Source organism: Vibrio sp. SALL6 (assembly GCF_002002385.1).
Classification (GTDB): domain Bacteria; phylum Pseudomonadota; class Gammaproteobacteria; order Enterobacterales; family Vibrionaceae; genus Vibrio; species Vibrio parahaemolyticus.
In genome coordinates, this window is record NZ_MQVK01000015.1 from 148,946 (window position 1) to 168,749 (window position 19,804).

The following is a 19,804-nucleotide window of genomic DNA, read 5'->3' on the forward strand; positions in this document are numbered from 1 at the left end:
CATATTGTTTACATCAAACCGTAACATCATGATTTATAAAACAACAAGCTTTGAATCGGAAGTTTGACTTTATTGGCATTCCCCCTCAGACTGAAACTGTTATCACTTTGTTATAGAGGGACCTATGCGCGAGAGCAACAAAGTATGGCAACCGAGCGAAAGTCGTATCGCAGAAGCCAATATTACTCAGTTTATCGAACACATTAATCGACAAGGTTTTGACCTACAAAACTACGCAGACCTGCACCAATGGTCTTTGGATGATAACGAGCAGTTTTGGCAAGAAGTCTGGCTTTTTTGCGATGTAATAGGTAATGCAGGTGAGACAGTAAAAAGCCAAGCCGAGAGCAAATGGCAACAACCAGTACTCAATCGCGATTTATGTTGGTTTCCTGACGCTCATATTAACTACGCAGAAAACTTATTGAGCTTTGCTTATCAAAAACCACATGAGCTCGCCATCTGGTTTGAAAATGAGCGTGACGAACGACAGACCTATACGTGGCAACAGCTGTGTGATGAAGTCTCGAGTGTTCAACAGTGGCTTAGGGATTGTGGCATCAAACAAGGCGATGTTGTTGCTGGTTACTTACCGCACCTTCCTCAAACCGCCATCGCGATGTTGGCAACCACCAGCTTAGGTGCGACATGGACGTCAACCTCGCCAGATTTTGGCGTAGAAAGTGTGCTGGAACGTTTTGGACAGGTAAAACCAAAAATTTTGTTCACTTGTGATGGCTACACATTCAATGGCAAAACTTTCGACATGGCGGAGAAAAACCAACATATATCCGATCATCTCGATGGCCTCAAACAAGTGTGCCAAATCAGCTATCTCAAGCCTCACATCTTTGAATGTGATGTTTGTACCCAAGATTGGCAAAACGTGCTCAATCAATACTCACCCGAGCCCCTCACCTACACTCGCGTTAACTTCAATGACCCACTCTTTGTGTTGTATTCGTCCGGTACGACAGGTAAACCCAAATGCATCGTGCACTCGGTCGGTGGCACCATTCTGAATCATGTCAAAGAACATCAACTGCACTGCGATATTCAACCGAACGATCGAGTTTTTTACTACACGACCTGTGGTTGGATGATGTGGAATTGGCACGTTTCCGCCCTTGCAAGCGGAGCGTGCTTAGTCATTTTTGACGGTAGCCCTGTTTATCCTTCTCACAAGGTGCTGTGGAACCTTGCTCAAAATGCTGACGTGACCTTGTTTGGCACGTCGGCTAAATATCTAGAAGCGATTGAAAAAGCGCAGTTCTCACCGAAAAGAGCCGATGCTTTCCCCGCCCTCAAGACGATTTGCTCAACTGGCTCTGTACTTTATCCTGAGCAATTCGATTACGTTTACGAGCACTTAAAGGAAGACGTACATTTAGCGTCCATTGCTGGGGGTACAGATATTTGCGGATGTTTTGTATTAGGCAATCCGATATCACCAGTCTATCGAGGCGAGTGTCAATCTGCAGGTTTAGGCGTTGATGTGCAAGTATTTAATCCACAAGGTCACAGTGTCGTGGGTGAACGAGGTGAGCTGGTTTGCACCAATTCACTGCCGAATTTTCCTTCTGGGTTCTGGCGTGATTCAGGCGAGCGTTACCATCGCGCTTACTGGGATAAGTTCGATAATGTTTGGCATCATGGCGACGATGTAGAAAAAAGTGAGGTTGGCGGTTTTGTCTTTTATGGCCGTAGTGACACCACTCTTAATCCAGGTGGCGTTAGAATTGGTACCGCAGAAATTTACCAACAGGTGAATGCTATTGATGGCATCGTCGACTCCATCGCGGTTGGGAAAGAAGTGGATCGAAATGAACAGATCTGGCTTTTTGTTCAATTAGAAAGCCAAGATGAGTTGGATGATGAGTTAATCGGCAGCATTAAAGCGCAGCTGAAATCGGCCTGTTCACCACGCCATGTGCCGAGTGCCATTTTCGCCATCAGCGATATTCCGAAAACGCGATCAGGCAAACTGGTAGAACTTGCCGTCAAGCAAGTAGTCAATGGTAGACAAGTTGAAAACTTAGGCGCAATTGCCAATCCAGAGATACTGCAAGAGATTCAAACCGCGATATCGGCTTAGATTCCATCCACAAAAAAGCGAGCACCTTGGCTCGCTTTTTTTAATCTTTTTGGTAAGTTAACGGCGACCAGCGCCCATTAATACCGACATGGTTTGTCCATCAGAGGTGATATCGAACACTTTTTTCGCTTCAACATCGACAAAACCAGCGTTGCTCAATGCATTCTCGGAGCGGCTTAAGGTGAAGCCGTCTTGCTCAGATTCTGCAACCCAATCAAAATGAACGAAGTAACCACCTTCATTTAGCAACGAATGGGCAATGTCTAACGACGATTCCACATCATCGACAAAAGCAAGGACAGAAGACGCAACCACAAGATCAAATTGTCCGCGGAAAGCAGGATGTTGCGCCACTAAACCTCGTGATAATGCATCTACGACTGGCTCAACGTTGAGTAACTCTTTCTTGTCGAGCTCTTCAATCATGGCTTCAGACGCATCTAACGCCACAATATCCTTAACAATGGGTGACAACAATTGGCTTAATTGTCCGGTGCCGCATCCAAAATCTAAAACTTTAATGCCATCAAGCTGAGTTAGCTGTTGTAACTGTGCAAACACCGACTGCGCAAATTGCTCTGTTGCTGGGTTCGATTCCCAGTTCTTTGCTAAGCCGTCCCAATCTTGTGCCATCGTGGCCTCCATGTTCACTTCTTATAGCCCACATATCACTATGTGACATCAAAATGCAGTTGGCGCATTTTGAAATTAATAGGCTATAGGGTACCGCAAAACCGCTAAAAGACCATAGACTTATCTGGCGAATTACTATTTTTTTCGATAATCTTTCACAGCTTTGGGAGCACATCTCTATCGTGCCCTACTTTATTGCAAATTCTTAATTGGTTGTGTCAAATCATGAACTTAACTCAGGTAGAAGCTTTCTGCACTATCGCAGAGTGTGGCTCAGTCTCCGAAGCTGCGCGGCAGTTAGACTGTAACCGCACCAAACTCAGCATGTCGATCAAGGCATTAGAAAAAGAGCTCGATGTTGAGTTGTTCACAAGAACAGGAAACCAACTGACGCTTTCGGAAGCGGGAAAAGCAATTTACAAAGATTGCGAGTATTTGTTGGTCACAGCTCAACGAATCAGAAAAACATGCGCGCAAATCTCCGAAGGCTTCAACGCCGAAGTCTGGGTGGCGCGTGATGACTCGCTGCCAGACGATTTGTGGCAAGAACTGTCTCACCGACTCAACAATCGATTCCCTTCTACAACGTTTAACCTCATCTTGGCCTCTAGTGGTGACTTGGCTAACTTAGTCAGTACTCATCAAGTCGATTTTGCGTTCGGTGTCGACTATGAACGCATTGATGACCCGCACATTGTTTACAAACCGCTGGGGAAAATCCGAATGATGTCGGTGTGTAGCGTTGATCATCGCTTAAGTAAGATGCGTCGCGTATCCGATGAAGATCTACGCAGCCAAATGCAGGCTTTGATGGTTTACCTCAACGAGAAAGACAACCCAGGCTTACAGCCGTTCTCAACTCGATACATTGGCTTCTCAAGTTTCGATTACATGCTCAACACCATTTTGGAAGAAGACGCATGGGGTGTATTGCCAGAGCCGCTCATTCGCCACTACTTGCGCCAACAAAAACTTGCCGTCATCAAACACACTTACGGTTTGACTCAAGAAGACTACTGTATGTTTGCCCCAAACGGTCAGATTGAACACCCAGCGATGACTTGGTTAGCAGATAAATTAAGCGAATATTTATTTGACTTCTAAATAAAAGGCAGTGACCGTCAATATATTTGACACCACAAAAACACACTAAACCATTGTATTTAAAGAAAAATAATAAAACGATCGCTTTCTCGTTTAATTTCCACTCAGTTTGTAGTTGCCTAAAATGCCTCAGAAGAGAAGAATAGTAAGGTATTAAAACCAAAAGGCATCTTTTATGTGTGACAGGACAAGCAAAAACGAAAACCGTATTCTAACCATTTCAGCCCTTTTAGCTTCTGGGTTTGCAGCTGGTGGTATGGTACTTGGCTTGCTTGTTGGGTCGATTGTCATCGTTTTTGACGGTGTTTACTCGCTAGTCAGTTTACTGTTAACTTTATTGTCACTGGCAGCATCTTCCTACATCAGCAAGCCATCAAAATCTGTATTTCCATTTGGTAAAGCGGTACTCGAACCTATCGTTATTGCGATTAAAGCGGCCGTGATTCTTGTTGTTGTGTGTTTTTCGCTTTACTCAGCGATCTCTGCATTGATGACGGGTGGTCGTGAGGTTGATACCTCAATCGCGACTATCTTTGGTCTCGTGAACGTTATCGGTTGTGGTTACGCTTGGTGGTTTATGGCGAAAAAAAGTCGTCGTTTCTCATCAGGTCTGATCGATGCGGAGAAAAAACAATGGCAAATGGATACGCTATTAAGCGTGGCAGTTACTGTTGGTTTTATCGCTGCATGGCTAGTATCTCTTACCCCATTCGCGCATTACGCAGTCTACGCGGACCCAATGATGATGCTACTTATGGGCTTCTACTTCCTAAAAGTACCATTTGATATGTTGTGTGGCGCATTACGTGAGTTACTAATGATGACACCAAGCAAAGAGCTTTGTCAGGTTGTTGGTAACGACGTTTTAGAAATTGAAAAAGTATCTGATCATCAGTTAAAACTGGCTGGCATTACGAAGGTTGGTCAAGAGCTTCGCGTGAACATTGATCTACACGTTGATGATGACATGATTGAACTCGACACTCTTGAACAAACTCGAAAACAGCTAACCACGCGTCTGTCGAAGCACAGATTCAAACTGCAACTGAACTTAAACGTAGCGAATTGTTAGAACACGAAACAAAAGTCAGGTATTTCTATCATAAAGCACGTAAATTGAGTGTTCAGTCTTTACGAAAATGAAAAAACCGCCAGTAACGGCGGTTTTTCTTTGTGGTTCAAGCTAGATCTTTGAAGTCTACTCGGCCAATTGAGCGGTTTACGTACTGGAAAATGCTCATTGGAGCAGATGTTTTGTCTAGGTGGCTCGGAATGTTCGCTGCTCGATAGCTAACATCGTCCTTAAAGCCATACTTTTCCACCAATTCGTTGTCTATAAGCCGATGAATGAGAGCAATAGCCACATGTATACTGAGCCCTGTTCTCTGTGAAATATCATCTGCATTGAGCCCAAAGTGCTTACCCTCATATATACGACCTCGTACCAGTTCGTGATATAGATTCATAGCCATGCTTTTCAAAGTCTTTCTATTTAATAAACCAAGCATACATAACCTTTTCTTAGCTACGTCAAAATGTCACATATTCAGTTTTCTTCTCAACCCTCAAATCAAGCCTGTCTCGGGCGCTCGGGATTACTCCAAATTTTTAGTAAACATCCAATACAGCCTTGATGGTTGAAAACGCAATGACAGTGCAAAACGACAAAACCGCCTTTTGGGGCGGTTTTAAAAAGTGTTGGTTAAGCCAGTCCTTTAAAATCAACTCGGCCAATTGCACGTTTTACATAATCGGTAATAATACTTGGCGGAGAGGTGTCATCTAGATAAATTGGCACGTTCACCGCTCGGTAGCAAACGACATCAACAAGCTCATACTCCTCCACCAATCCTGTCGCTATAAGTCTATGAATTAAATTGAGGGTCGAGAATAGATTAAGCCCTGTTGTTTTGCATAAGTCTTCTGCATTTAGCCCGAAACGGTTGCCTTCATATAGCCTGCCAAATACCAGTTCTTTGTATAGATTAAAGGCTCTTTTTTTTAAAGCTTTTCGTTTAAAGAAGCCAAACATATCTACTCCTTTTGTTGTTAAGTCAAAACTTTAAGGGATGGCGATTATCAATGCGACTTAATATGCAAACTTTGACATATATCACTTTTTTAATTTGCACATAATAGAAAAATTTGGTCGTGTGGAGAACGCGGTTTATTTGCATTTTTACTCGACATTAAAATTCTAAACTTCTGGAATAATGGTAATGAAAATGTGCAATAGATCACTGTTTTAGATAGGGAAAATGTGAAAAATCCTGCGCTGTCAGTTGGCCGTTATCGGAATGCTCACCCATCCGATTAACGCTAACCATAATAAGAAATGGACTCCCAATATCTGTAAGTAATACTGGCTCTGTAAACATTTTAAAAAAGTTTAAAAGGGGTGAGTATGAAGATTGCGGGAGTCAACACTCCGCCAACACAGCCCGATGAATTAATTAAAGTATCTGAGGGAGGTCACTTTGTTACACCTCATCAAATTAAGTGTTCGCGTCACGTTTATTAAACGACGTTGTGCTAGTAGCGAGTGAAAAGGAACAGAACAATGATCATAAACTACGCCCTGACAACTGCTCCTTATTCAAATGATATTGAATCATGTATCAACGTAATGACAGCGAGTATGTTTGCTCTTGTCGACCAAGGAGAAGAGACCGAAGTCGCTACGTGTGACTTTTACATCGTAGATTTATCCAGAGCCTCGAGTACTATCAGCTGTCATAAATTATTGAACATTAACGCCAGCATTGCCCACTTTATCCAAATTCTTGATGATGATTACTTGCTAAAAGAAAGCATCGCAAAACGTAACGAAACAATGCGTTGGGGAATCTGTCCAGAACCAGATCGTCTCATTGTGATTCACGAACTAAAGGTAAAGAAAGAGCATCGAGGAAATAAGTATTCCAAAGCCTTAATTGAGGACTTTATTGAACGCTTTACATCGATTTACGACATCATTGGTCTAAAGGCTCTTCCTTTAGAAGATCGCTCAGAGGAAAGCGTAGAAGCGCTTAAAAGCTATTACTCAAAGATAGGCTTTAAGGACGTTGGTATTGATGATTTGATGCTCTGGCCAGCGTTAGAAGAACCAAACTGGAACGAAGCCTAAGTTAGACATCGCATCTCATGATGCGACTTACCTTCCCACACCTATCTCAGCTTGGTGACTGATGCTTGCTCTTGGAAAATGATTGGTGACATGTTCGATAACACGATGACGGCTCGAGCAGGCCTCCATCAACACCGACAAGAACCGGAGAAGCCACAAACCAGTCATTAATCACTCAGATAATGTGGGTTTAACCAGCAGCTTCTCGCTTCTCTTTTGTTACCAACCAACACAAGAGTGACCCAACCGTCACCATAATAACGCCTTGCCAGAAACCGTTGCTCAACGTCACACCAAGGATAAGCGACGAAAACAGCGCAGAGAAAATCGGCGTGAAGTAAGACAAAGTCGCCAAAAAGACCATGTTCCCGCCAACAATGGCGATGTTCCATAAGCCATAACCACCCGCCATCAACGCTGCCGATGCGAACAGATATCCAAGAGCTGACCATGAGAACGTCATTGTAGGCTCATCCGCAAATGCGTACTTCACCCAAAGCGAAACCGCCGTTGCGATAAAAAACAACGTGATCGCATTGTGCTTCGATTGCTGTCGCTGTGTGAGATTACAATAAACCGCCCAAATCACCGCGCCAGTGAACGCCATGAAGTACACCAGCGGATTGCTGCTTACGTTCGAGATGATTTGCGTCGGGGATAAACCGTTATCGCCGCTCACCGTCCAAGCCACACCAATAAACGCGAGGGTTACTGCTGGATACAACAGCCAATTTGGCTTTTTGTTGCTACCCAACACAGCAAACAACACCGTCAGTGCGGGCCATAAATAGTTGACGATAGATACCTCAATCGCTTGAGCTCGCGAATTCGAATACCCAAGAGCAAGCGCAAGAAAGATCTCATAGCAAACAAACATTGCGCCGCCAACTATCAGATACTTCGGAGAAAAGTAAGACAACTTTGGGATGCCCACCACAATCAATAAAAAGATTGAACTTAGCGAATACAACATCGCCGCCCCACCTACTGGCCCTAAACTTTCGGTTACGAGCCTTGCAATACCCAGTAAGCAACTCCAAGAGAGGATGGCAATGCAGCCATAAAGTGTGAAGCGAAATTGCACGGATTTCATGTGACCTACTACTCACGAATGCCAAAGGAAACTTCAGCTTAACTCAAAAATGATCCGCTTCAACGTACTGTTTTATAAATTTCAGTATAAAAATGATTCTGTTATGCGTTTGGAGTCGATATGAAACACTTTCTACCATCGAGCGTCATGCTGACACCTTTTGTGGTCCGCTACTATGATGAAGAAGAAGACGATCAAGAAATCGTCGAAACTAAGGCAAATGCTCAATCTCAATCCCCAAATATAAAAGAGCAACAAACGGAAATATCAGACTAAAGGAATCTTAAAATGAAAAAAGTCGCAGTTATTTTGAGTGGCTCAGGTGTTTATGATGGTTCAGAGTTACATGAAGCCGTGCTAGCCCTGCACGCCATCGAAAAAGCTGGTGCTACTTGGCATTGCTTCGCTCCAAACATTGATCAATTACACGTCATCAATCATCTTACTGGCGAAGAAATGGATGAGCCACGCAACGTGCTCGTTGAAGCGGCACGCATAGCGCGTGGAAACATTGAGGATGTGGCTAGACTGAACGTTGAAGACTTTGATGCGCTATTGTTACCAGGTGGCTTTGGTGCAGCAAAAAATCTGACTGACTTTGCCGTTTCTGGTGCAGAATGCTCGATTAATACACACGTTGCACAAGCTTGCCGTGCGTTCGCAAATGCTAACAAGCCTGCCGGTTACCTCTGCATTGCCCCTGTCATTATTCCTATGATTTACGAACATGGCGTAAAAGGCACAATAGGTAATGATGACGCAACCGCAGCCGCGTTTCACCAAATGGGTGGAGAGCACGTTGAATGTAACGTAGATGAGTATGTGTTTGACGAGAAACACAATGTGCTTTCTACGCCAGCTTACATGTTAGCGCAGAATATCTCGCAAGCAGCTTCAGGAATCGATAAATTGGTATCAAAATTGGTCGAAATCGCCTAATTACTGATAGATAACTTAAAACTCAATTTTAAATCCCCATTGATAGATCGAATATCAATGGGGATTTTTTATACTTTAGTCTAATTGAGATATAAATCATCATCAGATTTCAATTTTTACCAATCGTTTGCGTCAATAGTTGCATATTTGGGCTACGTTGTATTTGTGTTGCACCTCCACACTGTGCAACAAGATCGCTGTCACAGTTTCCTCCTTTAAAGTACCCCTAAATGGGTAAACTTGCTCTGGATCAATTTCGTTCTAGAAAGGGGTGTGCGACAGTTAAATGGCAAATTATGAAAGATTATTAATAATAACAACGGAGCAATCCAATATGACAAGTGCATTTTTTATCCCTACGGTAAACCTAATGGGCGCTGGCTGCCTAAAAGACGCAGCAAACAGCATCCAATCTCAAGGCTTTAAGAAAGGTTTGATCGTTACGGATAAGATCCTTAACCAAATCGGCGTAGTAAAACAGGTTCAAGATCTTCTTACTGAACGCGGCGTAGCAACCGTTGTGTTCGATGGCACTCAACCAAACCCTACAATCACCAACGTTAATGATGGCTTAGCTCTCCTAAAAGAGAACGAATGTGACTTCGTAATTTCACTTGGTGGTGGCTCACCACACGATTGTGCAAAAGGCATCGCACTGGTTGCATCTAACGGCGGAAAAATCGGCGATTACGAAGGCGTGGATCAATCAGCAAAACCAATGCTGCCACTAATCGCAATCAACACCACAGCAGGTACTGCATCTGAAATGACCCGTTTCTGCATCATCACTGATGAAGAGCGTCACATTAAGATGGCAATCGTTGATAAACACACAACGCCTCTTATCTCTGTAAACGATCCAGAATTAATGCTTGCTAAGCCAGCGTCTTTGACGGCAGCAACAGGTATGGACGCGCTAACTCACGCGATTGAAGCGTACGTATCTATAGCGGCAACACCAATTACTGACGCTGTTGCAATCAAAGCGATCGAGTTAATTCAGGCGCACCTACGCACCGCAGTGAAAAACGGCGAAAGCCTAGAAGCTCGTGAGCAAATGGCATACGCGCAGTTCATGGCTGGCATGGCGTTTAACAACGCATCTCTAGGTTACGTGCACGCTATGGCGCACCAGCTAGGTGGTTTCTACGACCTACCACACGGTGTATGTAACGCAATCTTGCTTCCTCACGTACAACGCTACAACGCGCAAGTATGTCCAGAGCGTCTACGTGATGTCGCAAAAGCGATGGGTGTGGATGTAGAAGGTATGTCGGCAGAGCAAGGTGCTGCGGCAGCGATCGACGCTATCGTTGCGCTAGCAAAAGACGTTGGTATTCCAGCTGGTATTAAAGAGCTTGGTGCGAAGCTAGAAGACATCCCAACACTAGCAGACAACGCATTAAAAGACGCGTGTGGTTTCACTAACCCGAAACAAGCAACTCACGAAGAGATTTCTGCAATCTTCGAAGCGGCAATGTAATCGCAGAAAGACAGATTCATCTCTAACACCTTAACTCAATCCCCGATCTGGTATCGGGGATTTTTATATTCATACACCGCTCGCTGCAGCTTGTCTGCATTTGGGGATCTCGCCATTTAGTGTTAGCTTTTAAGCATCCACGCACTTCAACATGGAAGGACCCATGAGAATTGTAACCATCGCCCTGCTCGCTTGTTTATCTTTTTCACTTCATGCTGCGCGATACCAAGCTGATGAGGTTGCCAATGGGTTTCAAGTCCCTTGGGGCATTGAATTTATCGATTCGCAACGCGTAGTAGTGAACGAGAAAAATGGCACCATTTCATTGCTCAATGTGATGACAGGTCAACGCCAGAAAATTCATAGTGCTCAGAATGTTAACACCAGTGGACAAGCCGGTTTACTGGATGTCGCACTCGCCCCAAATACCGATAAGAAAAATCCACAGCTGTATTTCACCTACAGCAAACGAACCCAGAAAGGAAACACCGTCGCACTTGCCACCGCAACGCTAAATGGCGAGCAACTAACTGGCTGGAAAGATCTCTTCATCACCGATGCCATCACCGATACTGGCCGTCATTTTGGCAGTCGGATCGCGTTTATTGATGGCAAGATCTACTTCACGATTGGCGATCGCGGTGAACGAGACAACGGGCAAAATACTCAAACACATGCGGGCTCAATACTACGCTTGAATTTAGACGGCTCGGTGCCAACAGATAACCCTTTTACTTCCTCCAAGGCAAAGCCTGAAATATGGAGTTTCGGGCATCGCAATCCACAAGGTTTGTTCTACGACAAAGAGACAGATCAACTTTGGTCGATTGAACATGGGCCGCGTGGAGGTGACGAAATTAACCTAATTAAAAAAGGGGCGAACTACGGTTGGGCAAGAGTCTCACAAGGGAAAGAATATTGGGGCCCACTTGATGTGGGTGAAGCGAAATCACTGCCAGGAATGGAAGACCCCAAATTGGTTTATATTCCCTCTATCGCTCCAAGCAATATGGTGCTCTATCGCGGGGATAAATACTCAGAACTTAACGGCAAAATATTAGTTGGAGCGTTAAAGCTCACTCATATCAATGTCGTCAGCATTAACGATGGCAAGCTCACAGAATCGCAACGCTTACTGGAAAAGCTTGGAGAACGAATCAGAGATATAACGATAAGCCCCGATGGCTATATCTACTTTTCTACCGACAGCGGCAAAATCTTCCGCTTAACCGAGCAATAAGAACTGTGCAACGCTTTTTCGATTTGTGATGCATCAGTGATTTATTTTCGTACAACTTAGCCAGAAGAATCTAAACTTAACAATAACCTTTTGTTTTTATAACGATAGTTTGGTTAAGTTGTACGAGGCCACTATGATTCCCTTCCCACTAGAACTTGAAAGAATAAAAGCCGTCATTTTCGATTTAGACAACACGCTCGTCAGTTCAGATATGAACTTTCAAGATCTTCGTCAGCAACTCGGTTGCCCTCAAACAGAAGATTTATTGGATTTCGTAGAGCGCATCGATCACCCGCATCACAAAGAGCATGCACATAATGTCATTTTTGACCACGAGATTTCCGATGCTGAACAATCTAGCCCGATGATTGGTTGTCATGAATTGCTGAACTACTTGGAGAAAAAAGCGATTAAAACCGCCATCGTGACGCGAAACTGCCTAATTGCGACACAAAGAAAATTGGAACATAACCAAATCACCGTTGAGCAAGTGATCACGCGTGAATGTTATCCACCAAAACCCGATCCTTTATCGCTACAAGTGCTCGCCAAGGAGTGGCGTTTGATGCCAAATGAAGTGCTGTATGTCGGTGACTTCCTTTACGATTTACAAGCTGCGTACAATGCACAAATGCCGTCTTGTTTAGTGCATCACGGCATCACCGAACAATTTAAAAATTCGGCGTCACTTGCGGTGAGAGAACTGTCCGATTTGCTGGCGTACTTTGAATCAGCGCACTGATCCCTTTGTCCGAAAAGCTCAGCGAATTAGGTTGCCAATTCTCAGAGACAAAAAAAGGAGCACTCATGTGCTCCTTTGGCTTATTCCCGAATCGTATGTAAATGTTTGAACTTAGCCTTGTAGGTAAGCGTTAAGCATCCACATCAGTTTTTCTTGCTCACGGATGTAATCACCCATCAGTGCCGCAGTACCTTCATCGTCTGCTTCACCAGCGTTTTGTAAAATCTCACGCTGTTTAACAAGCAGAACACCAAAACCATCAACCAAGCCTTTCACGCACTCTTCACCCGCTGTCGCGTTTTGATGCTCTTTGATTTCGCTTGATTCTAAGTAATGGCTAAACGCGTGTGCTGGTGTGTAACCCAACGTTAAAATACGTTCTGCAAGTTCATCAATTTTGGTTTGAAGATCTGTGTAGATCTCTTCAAATTTTACGTGCAATTCAAAGAACTGGTGGCCTTTGATGTTCCAGTGATAACCACGTGTGTTCATGTACAGCACTTGATAGTGGGCAAGTAGCTGATTCAGTTGTTGTGCTAGTTGTTCTGATTGTTGACGATCTAGACCAATTAAGCTTACTTGTTTGCTCATAATCTTGCTCCTTGGAGAGTAAAGTTTAAAAATTCTTTTGCAGTGTTTGCTGCCGATGGAGTCATATTAGATCTGAGCGGTGAGGAAGGAAATTTGGTTTTAGCTATAGATTTAATAACTAAACTCAATGAGCAATTAGGTTATGTGAGTAGTAGAATAGTCGAAACCCTCGACCATTGTATTTCTTCATGGTCGAGGAGCATTCATTGGGGGGGTTCTAAGCCGTTTTAAACATGGCCATTTGTTGATTCAACTCGGTGACTTGTTGCTTCACTTGCAACGACGTCTCAGAAGCATGCTGACTGTTACTCGCCACCTTTTCGACCGACTGTGTAATACCTACCATTAACCCATTTATGGACTGCGTCGCGTGAGATTGCTGCTCGGCAGCAGCGGCCAATTCTGCCATTTGCTCGTTTAGAGAACCGATCTGCTCTGTCGTTGAAACCAATCTCGTTACGGCATTATCGATGTGCTCAGCACCTTGCTCTGCCAACGACTGGCTGTGTTCAATTTCCTGAACCACCGTGTGAGTTGAACGCTGAATTGCGTTAATTATACCGTTGATTTCTGTCGTCGATTGCGTGGTTCTAGTCGCCAACATACGCACTTCATCGGCAACCACAGCAAAACCTCGCCCTTGTTCACCAGCTCTCGCCGCTTCAATTGCCGCATTGAGTGCCAGCAAATTAGTCTGTTCTGCTAACCCTTCAATCACTTCCGTCACGCGGCCAATTGCTTCGCTCTCTTTGCTTAACTGTGTAACTTGGGTGCTGGCGCTTTCTATGCTGCTGTGTAAACTTTCCATGGTCGCTTTATTTTGCTCAAGTGCGTCACGACCTTGTTCTATCTCATCTTTTGAATCTGACAACTTTTGCACCGATTGATTAGCTTGATCCAACGTATTACTCGCAGCAAAGGCAATCTCTTCGAGTTGACTCCCCATTTCTGAGATATTGGATTGTTGTTGTTCAACGTTATTGGATGTAACTTGTGCCGATTCGAGAAGCGCACCCATGCTGGTGCCCACTTGGTTCGCTTTGCCATTTACACCTGCAACAATGCCTGCCAGTGACTCGTTCATACGATTGATAGAGCTCGTAAGGTCAGCCAGCTCGTCCTTGCCAACAACGTTCAATGGTGGTTGAGAAACATCGCCAGAGGCTATAATCTTCGCTCGTTCTGATAATCGCTGGACTCTGCGTCCAATGGTATTTCCCATGTATTTTGAAATCGCAATCGCCGCAATTACGACCAGTAATGCTGCCACCAGCATCGACGTAAGCACATTTTTGATTGATTGACTGATGCCAACACCGCTTTGATCTGCTTTAGCTTGCTGAGCCAACACAATCGTTTCTAGGCTTTGATTTAACGCGTTTGCCGCGGGTAACAACTCATTTGCCATTAGCAAATTTGCTTTGTTCCATTCATCTGATTGACGCAGCGTAATCACTTGATCAGCCAAGGGGAAATACATCTGTTGCATTTCTTTAAACAATGACCATAGTGATTGGTCGTTGTCTGACAACATATCCAGTTTAGCGTCGATTTCTGCGACCGATTGGTTGTGGAATTTGATCAGGTCTTGATACTTCTCCAGATGTGTTTGCTGTCCGTACAACAGGAAATCACGCAGTGCCGAGAGCGCATTAGCTAGAGAAGTGTAACTGTCTGCGTAGACTTTAAATAAACGCTTACGCTCACCGCCCATTTCATTGCCTGACTCTTCATTAATTAGGCTTTGAATTTGGTCGAGCGCGACTTCAGCAATGGGTGCAACTTCGTTAATAAACAGATTATGCGCTGGCAGATTTTCCGCGCTGTGGCTCAACTCAATAAGTTGAGAAAGTGACACTTTCATCGCTTCCCATTGCTGATGAATCGACTGGAAATCTGACTCCGAAATCAGAGCTTGTAAGGTTGGCAACGCATCGTCCGTTGATACCATAATACTTTGCACTTCCTGACTCAAACGCAAACCTTCGGCTTCATTACTTCCCAATAACATGTACGCTCGGATTGAAGACAACGAAGCTTGAACCGATTGCTGAATTCCACGACTAGTATCAACAGTCGGCAAATCGGAACTCAATAACGATGATGCATGCTGTTCAACTATGTTGATATTACGGTAAGTGAAAATCGCAGATGCGATAAATACGACGGCTAACAGCACGAAACTGAGCTGCAACTTCCCTGATATTGTAAGGTTCATCCATAAACTCCTGACAACGATGAGCCTTAAATATAACGACATTTGCGTAAATGTTAAATCAATGTATCAAAATGCATTTAAAAACGAGGCATTCTTCGCCATTGATAAACGTATTCAGAGACAACGACTGGTCACATGGCAAAGCTAGAAGCTGTATCGAATATTCGCAAACAACAAAGTGGCTGGTGTTTCGCCAAACAAACTGTCTCCACTGCCTGAAAAACGTTGTAATACAGTGAGCAGTTGCCAGTCGGTAGCTAAAGAATAATTACTTGATAAGCCTGCAAAGTAAGAACCATCGTCATAGTAGCTAGCTGACAGTGTGAAACGATTCAATGCGGTTAAATCAAAACTCACATCGGCATAGAAGGTATTTTTAGTAAAGCTCAGGGTTTTAGCGTTCAGCGGCAAGTTGAGATAGGCAAGCGCGCTGTTGGCATCTTGAGGTTTCGAGATAAACAGCCAAGCCCCTCTTGTCATCCAGTTACGAACACCACCAAAACTGTAATCCGCTTCTAAGCTCGCTACAGTGTTATTATGCGTTGGCTCACCTTGATATTCAGCGTCTATTGGATCAAACCAAGTTAACTCACCTCGCAGCCCTGCATCGTAAACATCGGTCGCAAATCCAGCTCCAAGAATGTAATCCGTCCGTGCTCGACCTGCGATAATTTGATAATCCCACCCAGAAACATTTGAAAAATAACGCAGCGAAGCACTGTTTTGCCCAGATTCTTGTGAAGGAGAGAACACCAAATCTAAGCCGTCGGCAAAACCAAGTTTTTTGCTGACCATAATGGCATCGGTGCCCGCTCTCTCTTCATAATCAAAGTCGTAAATCGAGTACGCGTTATAAACGTCATTAGGGTTCCAGATGGTATTCATGGACCAGTTAATACGAAAACGCCCGACACTGGCACTCCAATCGTCGCTCTTCCAGCTCACATACAATCGGTCAAATTGAGAATTCAGAATAACGTCGTCTTCGCGCCAGTTTTTGCTCAAATCAAAGTAGCCATTATCTAGCGCGACAAGTTCGGGATATTGAAGAATGTCTAACGCGTCGCCCCATAAAGCTCGGTTTCGCAAGCCAACATTAACACGCCAGTTTGGAGAAAAACGGTATTCAAAATTCAGACGATTGTGCAGCAGATGATCGAGCGTATTGCTTTGATCATCTGGCATGCTGTATGTCGCCATATACTTAATATAACCATCAAAATTCCAAGATTTTTGAGGTTGTAAACCAGGGATATTGGCAACAGCACAAAAGCTGAAAAAGCCAAGCAAGGAAAGGCTTAATGCCTGACTAACCACCATCCATGGCGGAGAAAAACGAATGTGTAAGCCGCTACGCATGAAACTTCTCTGCCGTGCTACCGATGTTGGCGAAATCTCTCACGAGGCGTCCGTCTTCAAACACAATAATACGATGGGCTCGTTTGATGACCCTCGGGTCGTGAGTCGAGAAAATAAATGTCGTGCCCTCTTGTTCGCTCAGTTGCTCCATGATGTCGAGTAACTCCGAAGTACTCTTTGCGTCTAAGTTGGCGGTCGGTTCATCTGCCATGACAAAGCGAGGCTTAGGTGCAAGTGCCCGTGCGACAGCGACTCTCTGTTGCTGACCACCCGACATTTTGCTCGGACGCTTGTGCATCTGCTGAGCTAAACCAACTTGCTCAAGGAGAGACATGGCACGCTCTCGGCATTCTCGTTCCGTTTTGCCTTGTAACTGCATCACAAACTCGACGTTTTCCAACGCGGTCAAAACAGGAAGAAGACTGTAGTCTTGGAAGATAAAACCAATATTGTCTCGTCTATAGGCGATCAGCTCTTTCTCCGACATCTCTGAAATTAAACACCCATCGATTTCAACGCTGCCTGAAGTTGGAGCATCAATACCGCCAAGCATATTGAGCAATGTCGTTTTACCTGAGCCAGAAGGCCCCATGATGGCGACAAATTCTCCTTGTTTTATTTCTAAATCAACGTGTTGTACCGCATGCACAGGGAAATCACTGTCTGGATTATAAGTTTTCGTCAGTCGCTCAAGTTTAATTGTCATCAGGTCTTCTCCCCCATGGCATCAGCCGGTCGATGCTTGAGAATTTGTCGTGCGGGATACAGAGCCGCAAACAGACTGGCCATAAAAATCGCTACAATGATCATTTGATATTCGTAAAACGAAACACGGGGATAAAGCAGAGTATCGACGCCGTATGCACCTAAACCATCGGCCAGCCCTCCAAGCGACAATCCCGTCACACTGAGAAGCTTTATCATGGCAGCGCTGCCAAATAACCCTAAAGCACATCCCGTCAAACCAAGGAACATGGTTTCCAACGTGATCAAAATACGAATTTTGTGTTGCTGCATACCCACTGCCATCAGCACGCCGAATTCTCTGGTTCGTTCAAACACCGACATAAGCATGATATTGATGATGCCAAGCGTCATAGCCAACACGAACACCACCAGCATGACTTGGTTGGAGATATCCATCGAGCTCATCATAGTTGAAAGCAGGGGTTGAATTTCTAGCCATGTTCTTACCGTTAACGGCTTTCCTGAACCATCGTCGGTCAAGGTTCGGGTAAACGACACGATATTTTGCAACACGTCGTCATCATTGGCGTTGAGCAAAATGGCGATTTCATGCGCCCCTGCTATCCCTGCAATTTTCTCTAGGTCAGCTTTACGGACGTACACATTGCCGTCATCAAAGGTCGTGGACGGTGTTTTGAAGATGCCTTTCACTCTAAACGCAGCGCCAGAGACATCCCCATTGATATCGGAAAGCGTCAGAATGACTTTTGAACCGACCCGTAGCTTCAATCTTTTCGCCGTCTTTTGCGATACAAGAATGGGATTCCGGCCCTCTTCATCCAACCAATAACCATCGATGATATGCTCAGAAAGCGGCGTTATCTTCTGCTCTTGTTCAAGATGAATACCATTAATACGAATACCGCGAGAACTGCGAGCAGAAGCTATCATGCCATCGGCGAGAAACCGCTCCGATACGGCTTTCACACTTTGATGCTTGTCTAACGTTGTCACGATGCTTTGCGAGTCAGGTATGATGTCTTTCAGTTCAGGATTAACGAGATAAGCACTTTGATGAATCTGCAAATGGCTGGTTTGCCAAGCAATCGCATTTTTGATCATGCTGTCCACTAAACCATTCATAAATCCGATCATGGCGACAACACCCATCAAACCAAACACCATCGCGCCAAGCATGATGGACGTTCTTAGTTTGTTCCGCCAAAGATTACGCCAAGCCAATTTAATCAACATGCGCGCCCCCTTTCAGCCCACTGGCGATAGGTAAACGAAGGAGACGAATCATCGGGTAGACAAGGCACAAGGATAAGATGATGAGAACCACGATAATTTGGTTAAGCGGCAAGTGAGGATCGAGAGAAACTGGCACAATGGGCTCAAAACCACTTTCCAACATGACTTGAGCGGCTTCTCCAGTGATTTCAATGGGATTAAAATAGAAGTAGCCAAGCACAGGTGCACTGACGATCAAACCCAAAACAATGCCAATAATGGCGATGAAAAGCGATTCAATTGAAATTAAACCAATCAGCTTGCTCCTGAGCATCCCAGTGGCCAACATCACAGCAAATTCACGCTGGCGTTCTAACGTCGTCATCAAAATGGTCGCGAATAGACCAAAGCCAACGATGCCATACAGAATGTAGATGAGGAAGATCCCGCCAGCTTTGTCTAATGCGATTTGTTGAGAAAGCTCCGGCGATAACTCCTGCCAGCCTTTTACGGCGACGCTATTGCCGTAATCTCGCTTTAATTGCTCAATCACACTGGGCAATACGCGTAAATTTGAAGTATTGAGCACCCATGCCGTCACTTGTTTATCAAGTGAATACAATGTCTGAGCTGTATCGAGAGGCATATAAACCAATTGGGAATCCAACTGCTGTAACGGGAAATGCAAAATTCCCGCGACACGATACAACCCCGCAGCAGTCTGACCACGATACCCAGCCCCATACAACACCAACTCATCGCCAATCTTCAAACGAAGATACTGCGCTAAACCGCCACCGACCAAAACCGCATTTTGCCCAGAGGCGATAAACTCACCTTGAACCAATTTGTCACTAATGTGGGAGTACGCATTTTCCGATTCAGGATCAACGCCTAGAACCATGACACCTTTCGAACGCTCCCCTTTCGCCGCTAAGGCAAAAGATTCAACACGCGGAAGAATGACATCGATATCAGAGTTCGCTTTAGATGCTGAAATAAAAGTATCGGTTTGAGGAAGCACATCATCAATGCTAGATGAGTCGCCAAACTCAGGATTTTGCAATTGAATAAGCCCAGTATAAAACTTTGCTGCGTTTTTGATGGTGGAACTGTAGCTACCTTCTTGGAACGCTCTGGTGAGTAAGGAGAGAAAAAGCACTAGCGCGAGAGCAGTGGCCGTCAGTAACGTCCGCCTTTTTTGCCGCCATAAGTTGCGCCATGCAAGTTTGATGAGCATCCGCTTCTCACCCCTCTCTT

General features: G+C 44.6%; 19 protein-coding genes. 9 read left to right on the top strand and 10 right to left on the bottom strand.

Annotated features, from left to right (window positions below; all coding sequences use genetic code 11):
• Positions 1-124 precede the first annotated feature (124 nt).
• Positions 125-2,095, top strand: a complete 1,971-nt coding sequence (locus BIW15_RS09235; RefSeq protein ID WP_077280889.1) for an acetoacetate--CoA ligase — start codon at positions 125-127, stop codon at positions 2,093-2,095.
• Between the two features lie 57 nt (positions 2,096-2,152).
• Here BIW15_RS09235 and BIW15_RS09240 read toward each other — a convergent pair whose 3' ends face one another.
• The gene (locus BIW15_RS09240; protein ID WP_025592962.1) at positions 2,153-2,728 is read right to left on the bottom strand and encodes a class I SAM-dependent methyltransferase; all 576 of its coding nucleotides are present in this window, start codon (positions 2,726-2,728) and stop codon (positions 2,153-2,155) included.
• Positions 2,729-2,953: 225 nt separating this feature from the next.
• Between BIW15_RS09240 and BIW15_RS09245 the strand changes: the two genes are divergently transcribed.
• The gene (locus BIW15_RS09245) at positions 2,954-3,832 is read left to right on the top strand and encodes a LysR family transcriptional regulator (RefSeq protein ID WP_005461877.1); all 879 of its coding nucleotides are present in this window, start codon (positions 2,954-2,956) and stop codon (positions 3,830-3,832) included.
• Between the two features lie 175 nt (positions 3,833-4,007).
• A complete protein-coding gene (locus BIW15_RS09250; protein ID WP_005462012.1) occupies positions 4,008-4,904 on the top strand; it encodes a cation diffusion facilitator family transporter in 897 nt (298 codons plus the stop codon).
• 106 nt (positions 4,905-5,010) lie between these two features.
• Here the strand turns inward: BIW15_RS09250 and BIW15_RS25295 are convergent, their stop codons facing one another.
• Together BIW15_RS25295 and BIW15_RS25095 are read right to left on the bottom strand one after the other, a co-directional pair.
• Positions 5,011-5,304, bottom strand: a complete 294-nt coding sequence (locus BIW15_RS25295; protein ID WP_050551424.1) for a hypothetical protein — start codon at positions 5,302-5,304, stop codon at positions 5,011-5,013.
• A 230-nt stretch (positions 5,305-5,534) separates the two neighbouring features.
• Complete coding sequence (locus BIW15_RS25095; RefSeq protein ID WP_017448068.1) at positions 5,535-5,864, bottom strand: hypothetical protein; 330 nt, start codon at positions 5,862-5,864, stop codon at positions 5,535-5,537.
• Between the two features lie 528 nt (positions 5,865-6,392).
• Here BIW15_RS25095 and BIW15_RS09260 point away from each other — a divergent pair.
• Positions 6,393-6,959, top strand: coding sequence for a hypothetical protein (locus tag BIW15_RS09260; RefSeq protein WP_005482595.1), 567 nt, complete (start codon positions 6,393-6,395; stop codon positions 6,957-6,959).
• Positions 6,960-7,149: 190 nt separating this feature from the next.
• Here the strand turns inward: BIW15_RS09260 and yddG are convergent, their stop codons facing one another.
• Entirely contained in the window at positions 7,150-8,052 is a 903-nt protein-coding gene (gene yddG / locus BIW15_RS09265) for an aromatic amino acid DMT transporter YddG (RefSeq protein WP_021452567.1), read from the bottom strand.
• A gap of 120 nt (positions 8,053-8,172) precedes the next feature.
• Between yddG and BIW15_RS09270 the strand changes: the two genes are divergently transcribed.
• The 5 genes from BIW15_RS09270 (at position 8,173) to BIW15_RS09290 (ending at position 12,456) form a co-directional block, all read left to right on the top strand.
• Positions 8,173-8,328: a hypothetical protein gene (locus tag BIW15_RS09270; protein ID WP_005461930.1), complete on the top strand. Its 156-nt coding sequence runs from the start codon at positions 8,173-8,175 to the stop codon at positions 8,326-8,328.
• Positions 8,329-8,340: 12 nt separating this feature from the next.
• A complete protein-coding gene (gene elbB, locus BIW15_RS09275) occupies positions 8,341-8,991 on the top strand; it encodes an isoprenoid biosynthesis glyoxalase ElbB (protein WP_005482741.1) in 651 nt (216 codons plus the stop codon).
• Positions 8,992-9,325: 334 nt separating this feature from the next.
• The gene (yiaY, locus tag BIW15_RS09280) at positions 9,326-10,474 is read left to right on the top strand and encodes an L-threonine dehydrogenase (RefSeq protein WP_077280891.1); all 1,149 of its coding nucleotides are present in this window, start codon (positions 9,326-9,328) and stop codon (positions 10,472-10,474) included.
• Between the two features lie 163 nt (positions 10,475-10,637).
• Complete coding sequence (locus BIW15_RS09285) at positions 10,638-11,714, top strand: PQQ-dependent sugar dehydrogenase (RefSeq protein ID WP_077280892.1); 1,077 nt, start codon at positions 10,638-10,640, stop codon at positions 11,712-11,714.
• Positions 11,715-11,847: 133 nt separating this feature from the next.
• Positions 11,848-12,456: an HAD family hydrolase gene (locus BIW15_RS09290; protein ID WP_025526254.1), complete on the top strand. Its 609-nt coding sequence runs from the start codon at positions 11,848-11,850 to the stop codon at positions 12,454-12,456.
• Positions 12,457-12,567: 111 nt separating this feature from the next.
• Here BIW15_RS09290 and BIW15_RS09295 read toward each other — a convergent pair whose 3' ends face one another.
• The 6 genes from BIW15_RS09295 to BIW15_RS09320 all read right to left on the bottom strand — a co-directional run bounded on the left by BIW15_RS09295 (position 12,568) and on the right by BIW15_RS09320 (position 19,784).
• The gene (locus BIW15_RS09295; RefSeq protein WP_005461991.1) at positions 12,568-13,047 is read right to left on the bottom strand and encodes a Dps family protein; all 480 of its coding nucleotides are present in this window, start codon (positions 13,045-13,047) and stop codon (positions 12,568-12,570) included.
• A gap of 217 nt (positions 13,048-13,264) precedes the next feature.
• Positions 13,265-15,265 (bottom strand): methyl-accepting chemotaxis protein, encoded by a 2,001-nt coding sequence (locus BIW15_RS09300; protein ID WP_179115256.1) that lies wholly within the window; start codon positions 15,263-15,265, stop codon positions 13,265-13,267.
• Positions 15,266-15,409: 144 nt separating this feature from the next.
• Positions 15,410-16,624 carry a hypothetical protein gene (locus BIW15_RS09305; protein ID WP_077280894.1) on the bottom strand — a complete coding sequence of 405 codons (1,215 nt, stop codon included), beginning with the start codon at positions 16,622-16,624 and terminating at the stop codon, positions 15,410-15,412.
• Entirely contained in the window at positions 16,617-17,330 is a 714-nt protein-coding gene (locus BIW15_RS09310; protein ID WP_077280895.1) for an ABC transporter ATP-binding protein, read from the bottom strand. The genes BIW15_RS09305 and BIW15_RS09310 overlap by 8 nt, the downstream gene beginning before the upstream one ends.
• Complete coding sequence (locus BIW15_RS09315; RefSeq protein WP_025624755.1) at positions 17,330-18,565, bottom strand: FtsX-like permease family protein; 1,236 nt, start codon at positions 18,563-18,565, stop codon at positions 17,330-17,332. The genes BIW15_RS09310 and BIW15_RS09315 overlap by 1 nt, the downstream gene beginning before the upstream one ends.
• Entirely contained in the window at positions 18,555-19,784 is a 1,230-nt protein-coding gene (locus tag BIW15_RS09320; protein ID WP_077280896.1) for an ABC transporter permease, read from the bottom strand. The genes BIW15_RS09315 and BIW15_RS09320 overlap by 11 nt, the downstream gene beginning before the upstream one ends.
• Positions 19,785-19,804: the final 20 nt, after the last annotated feature.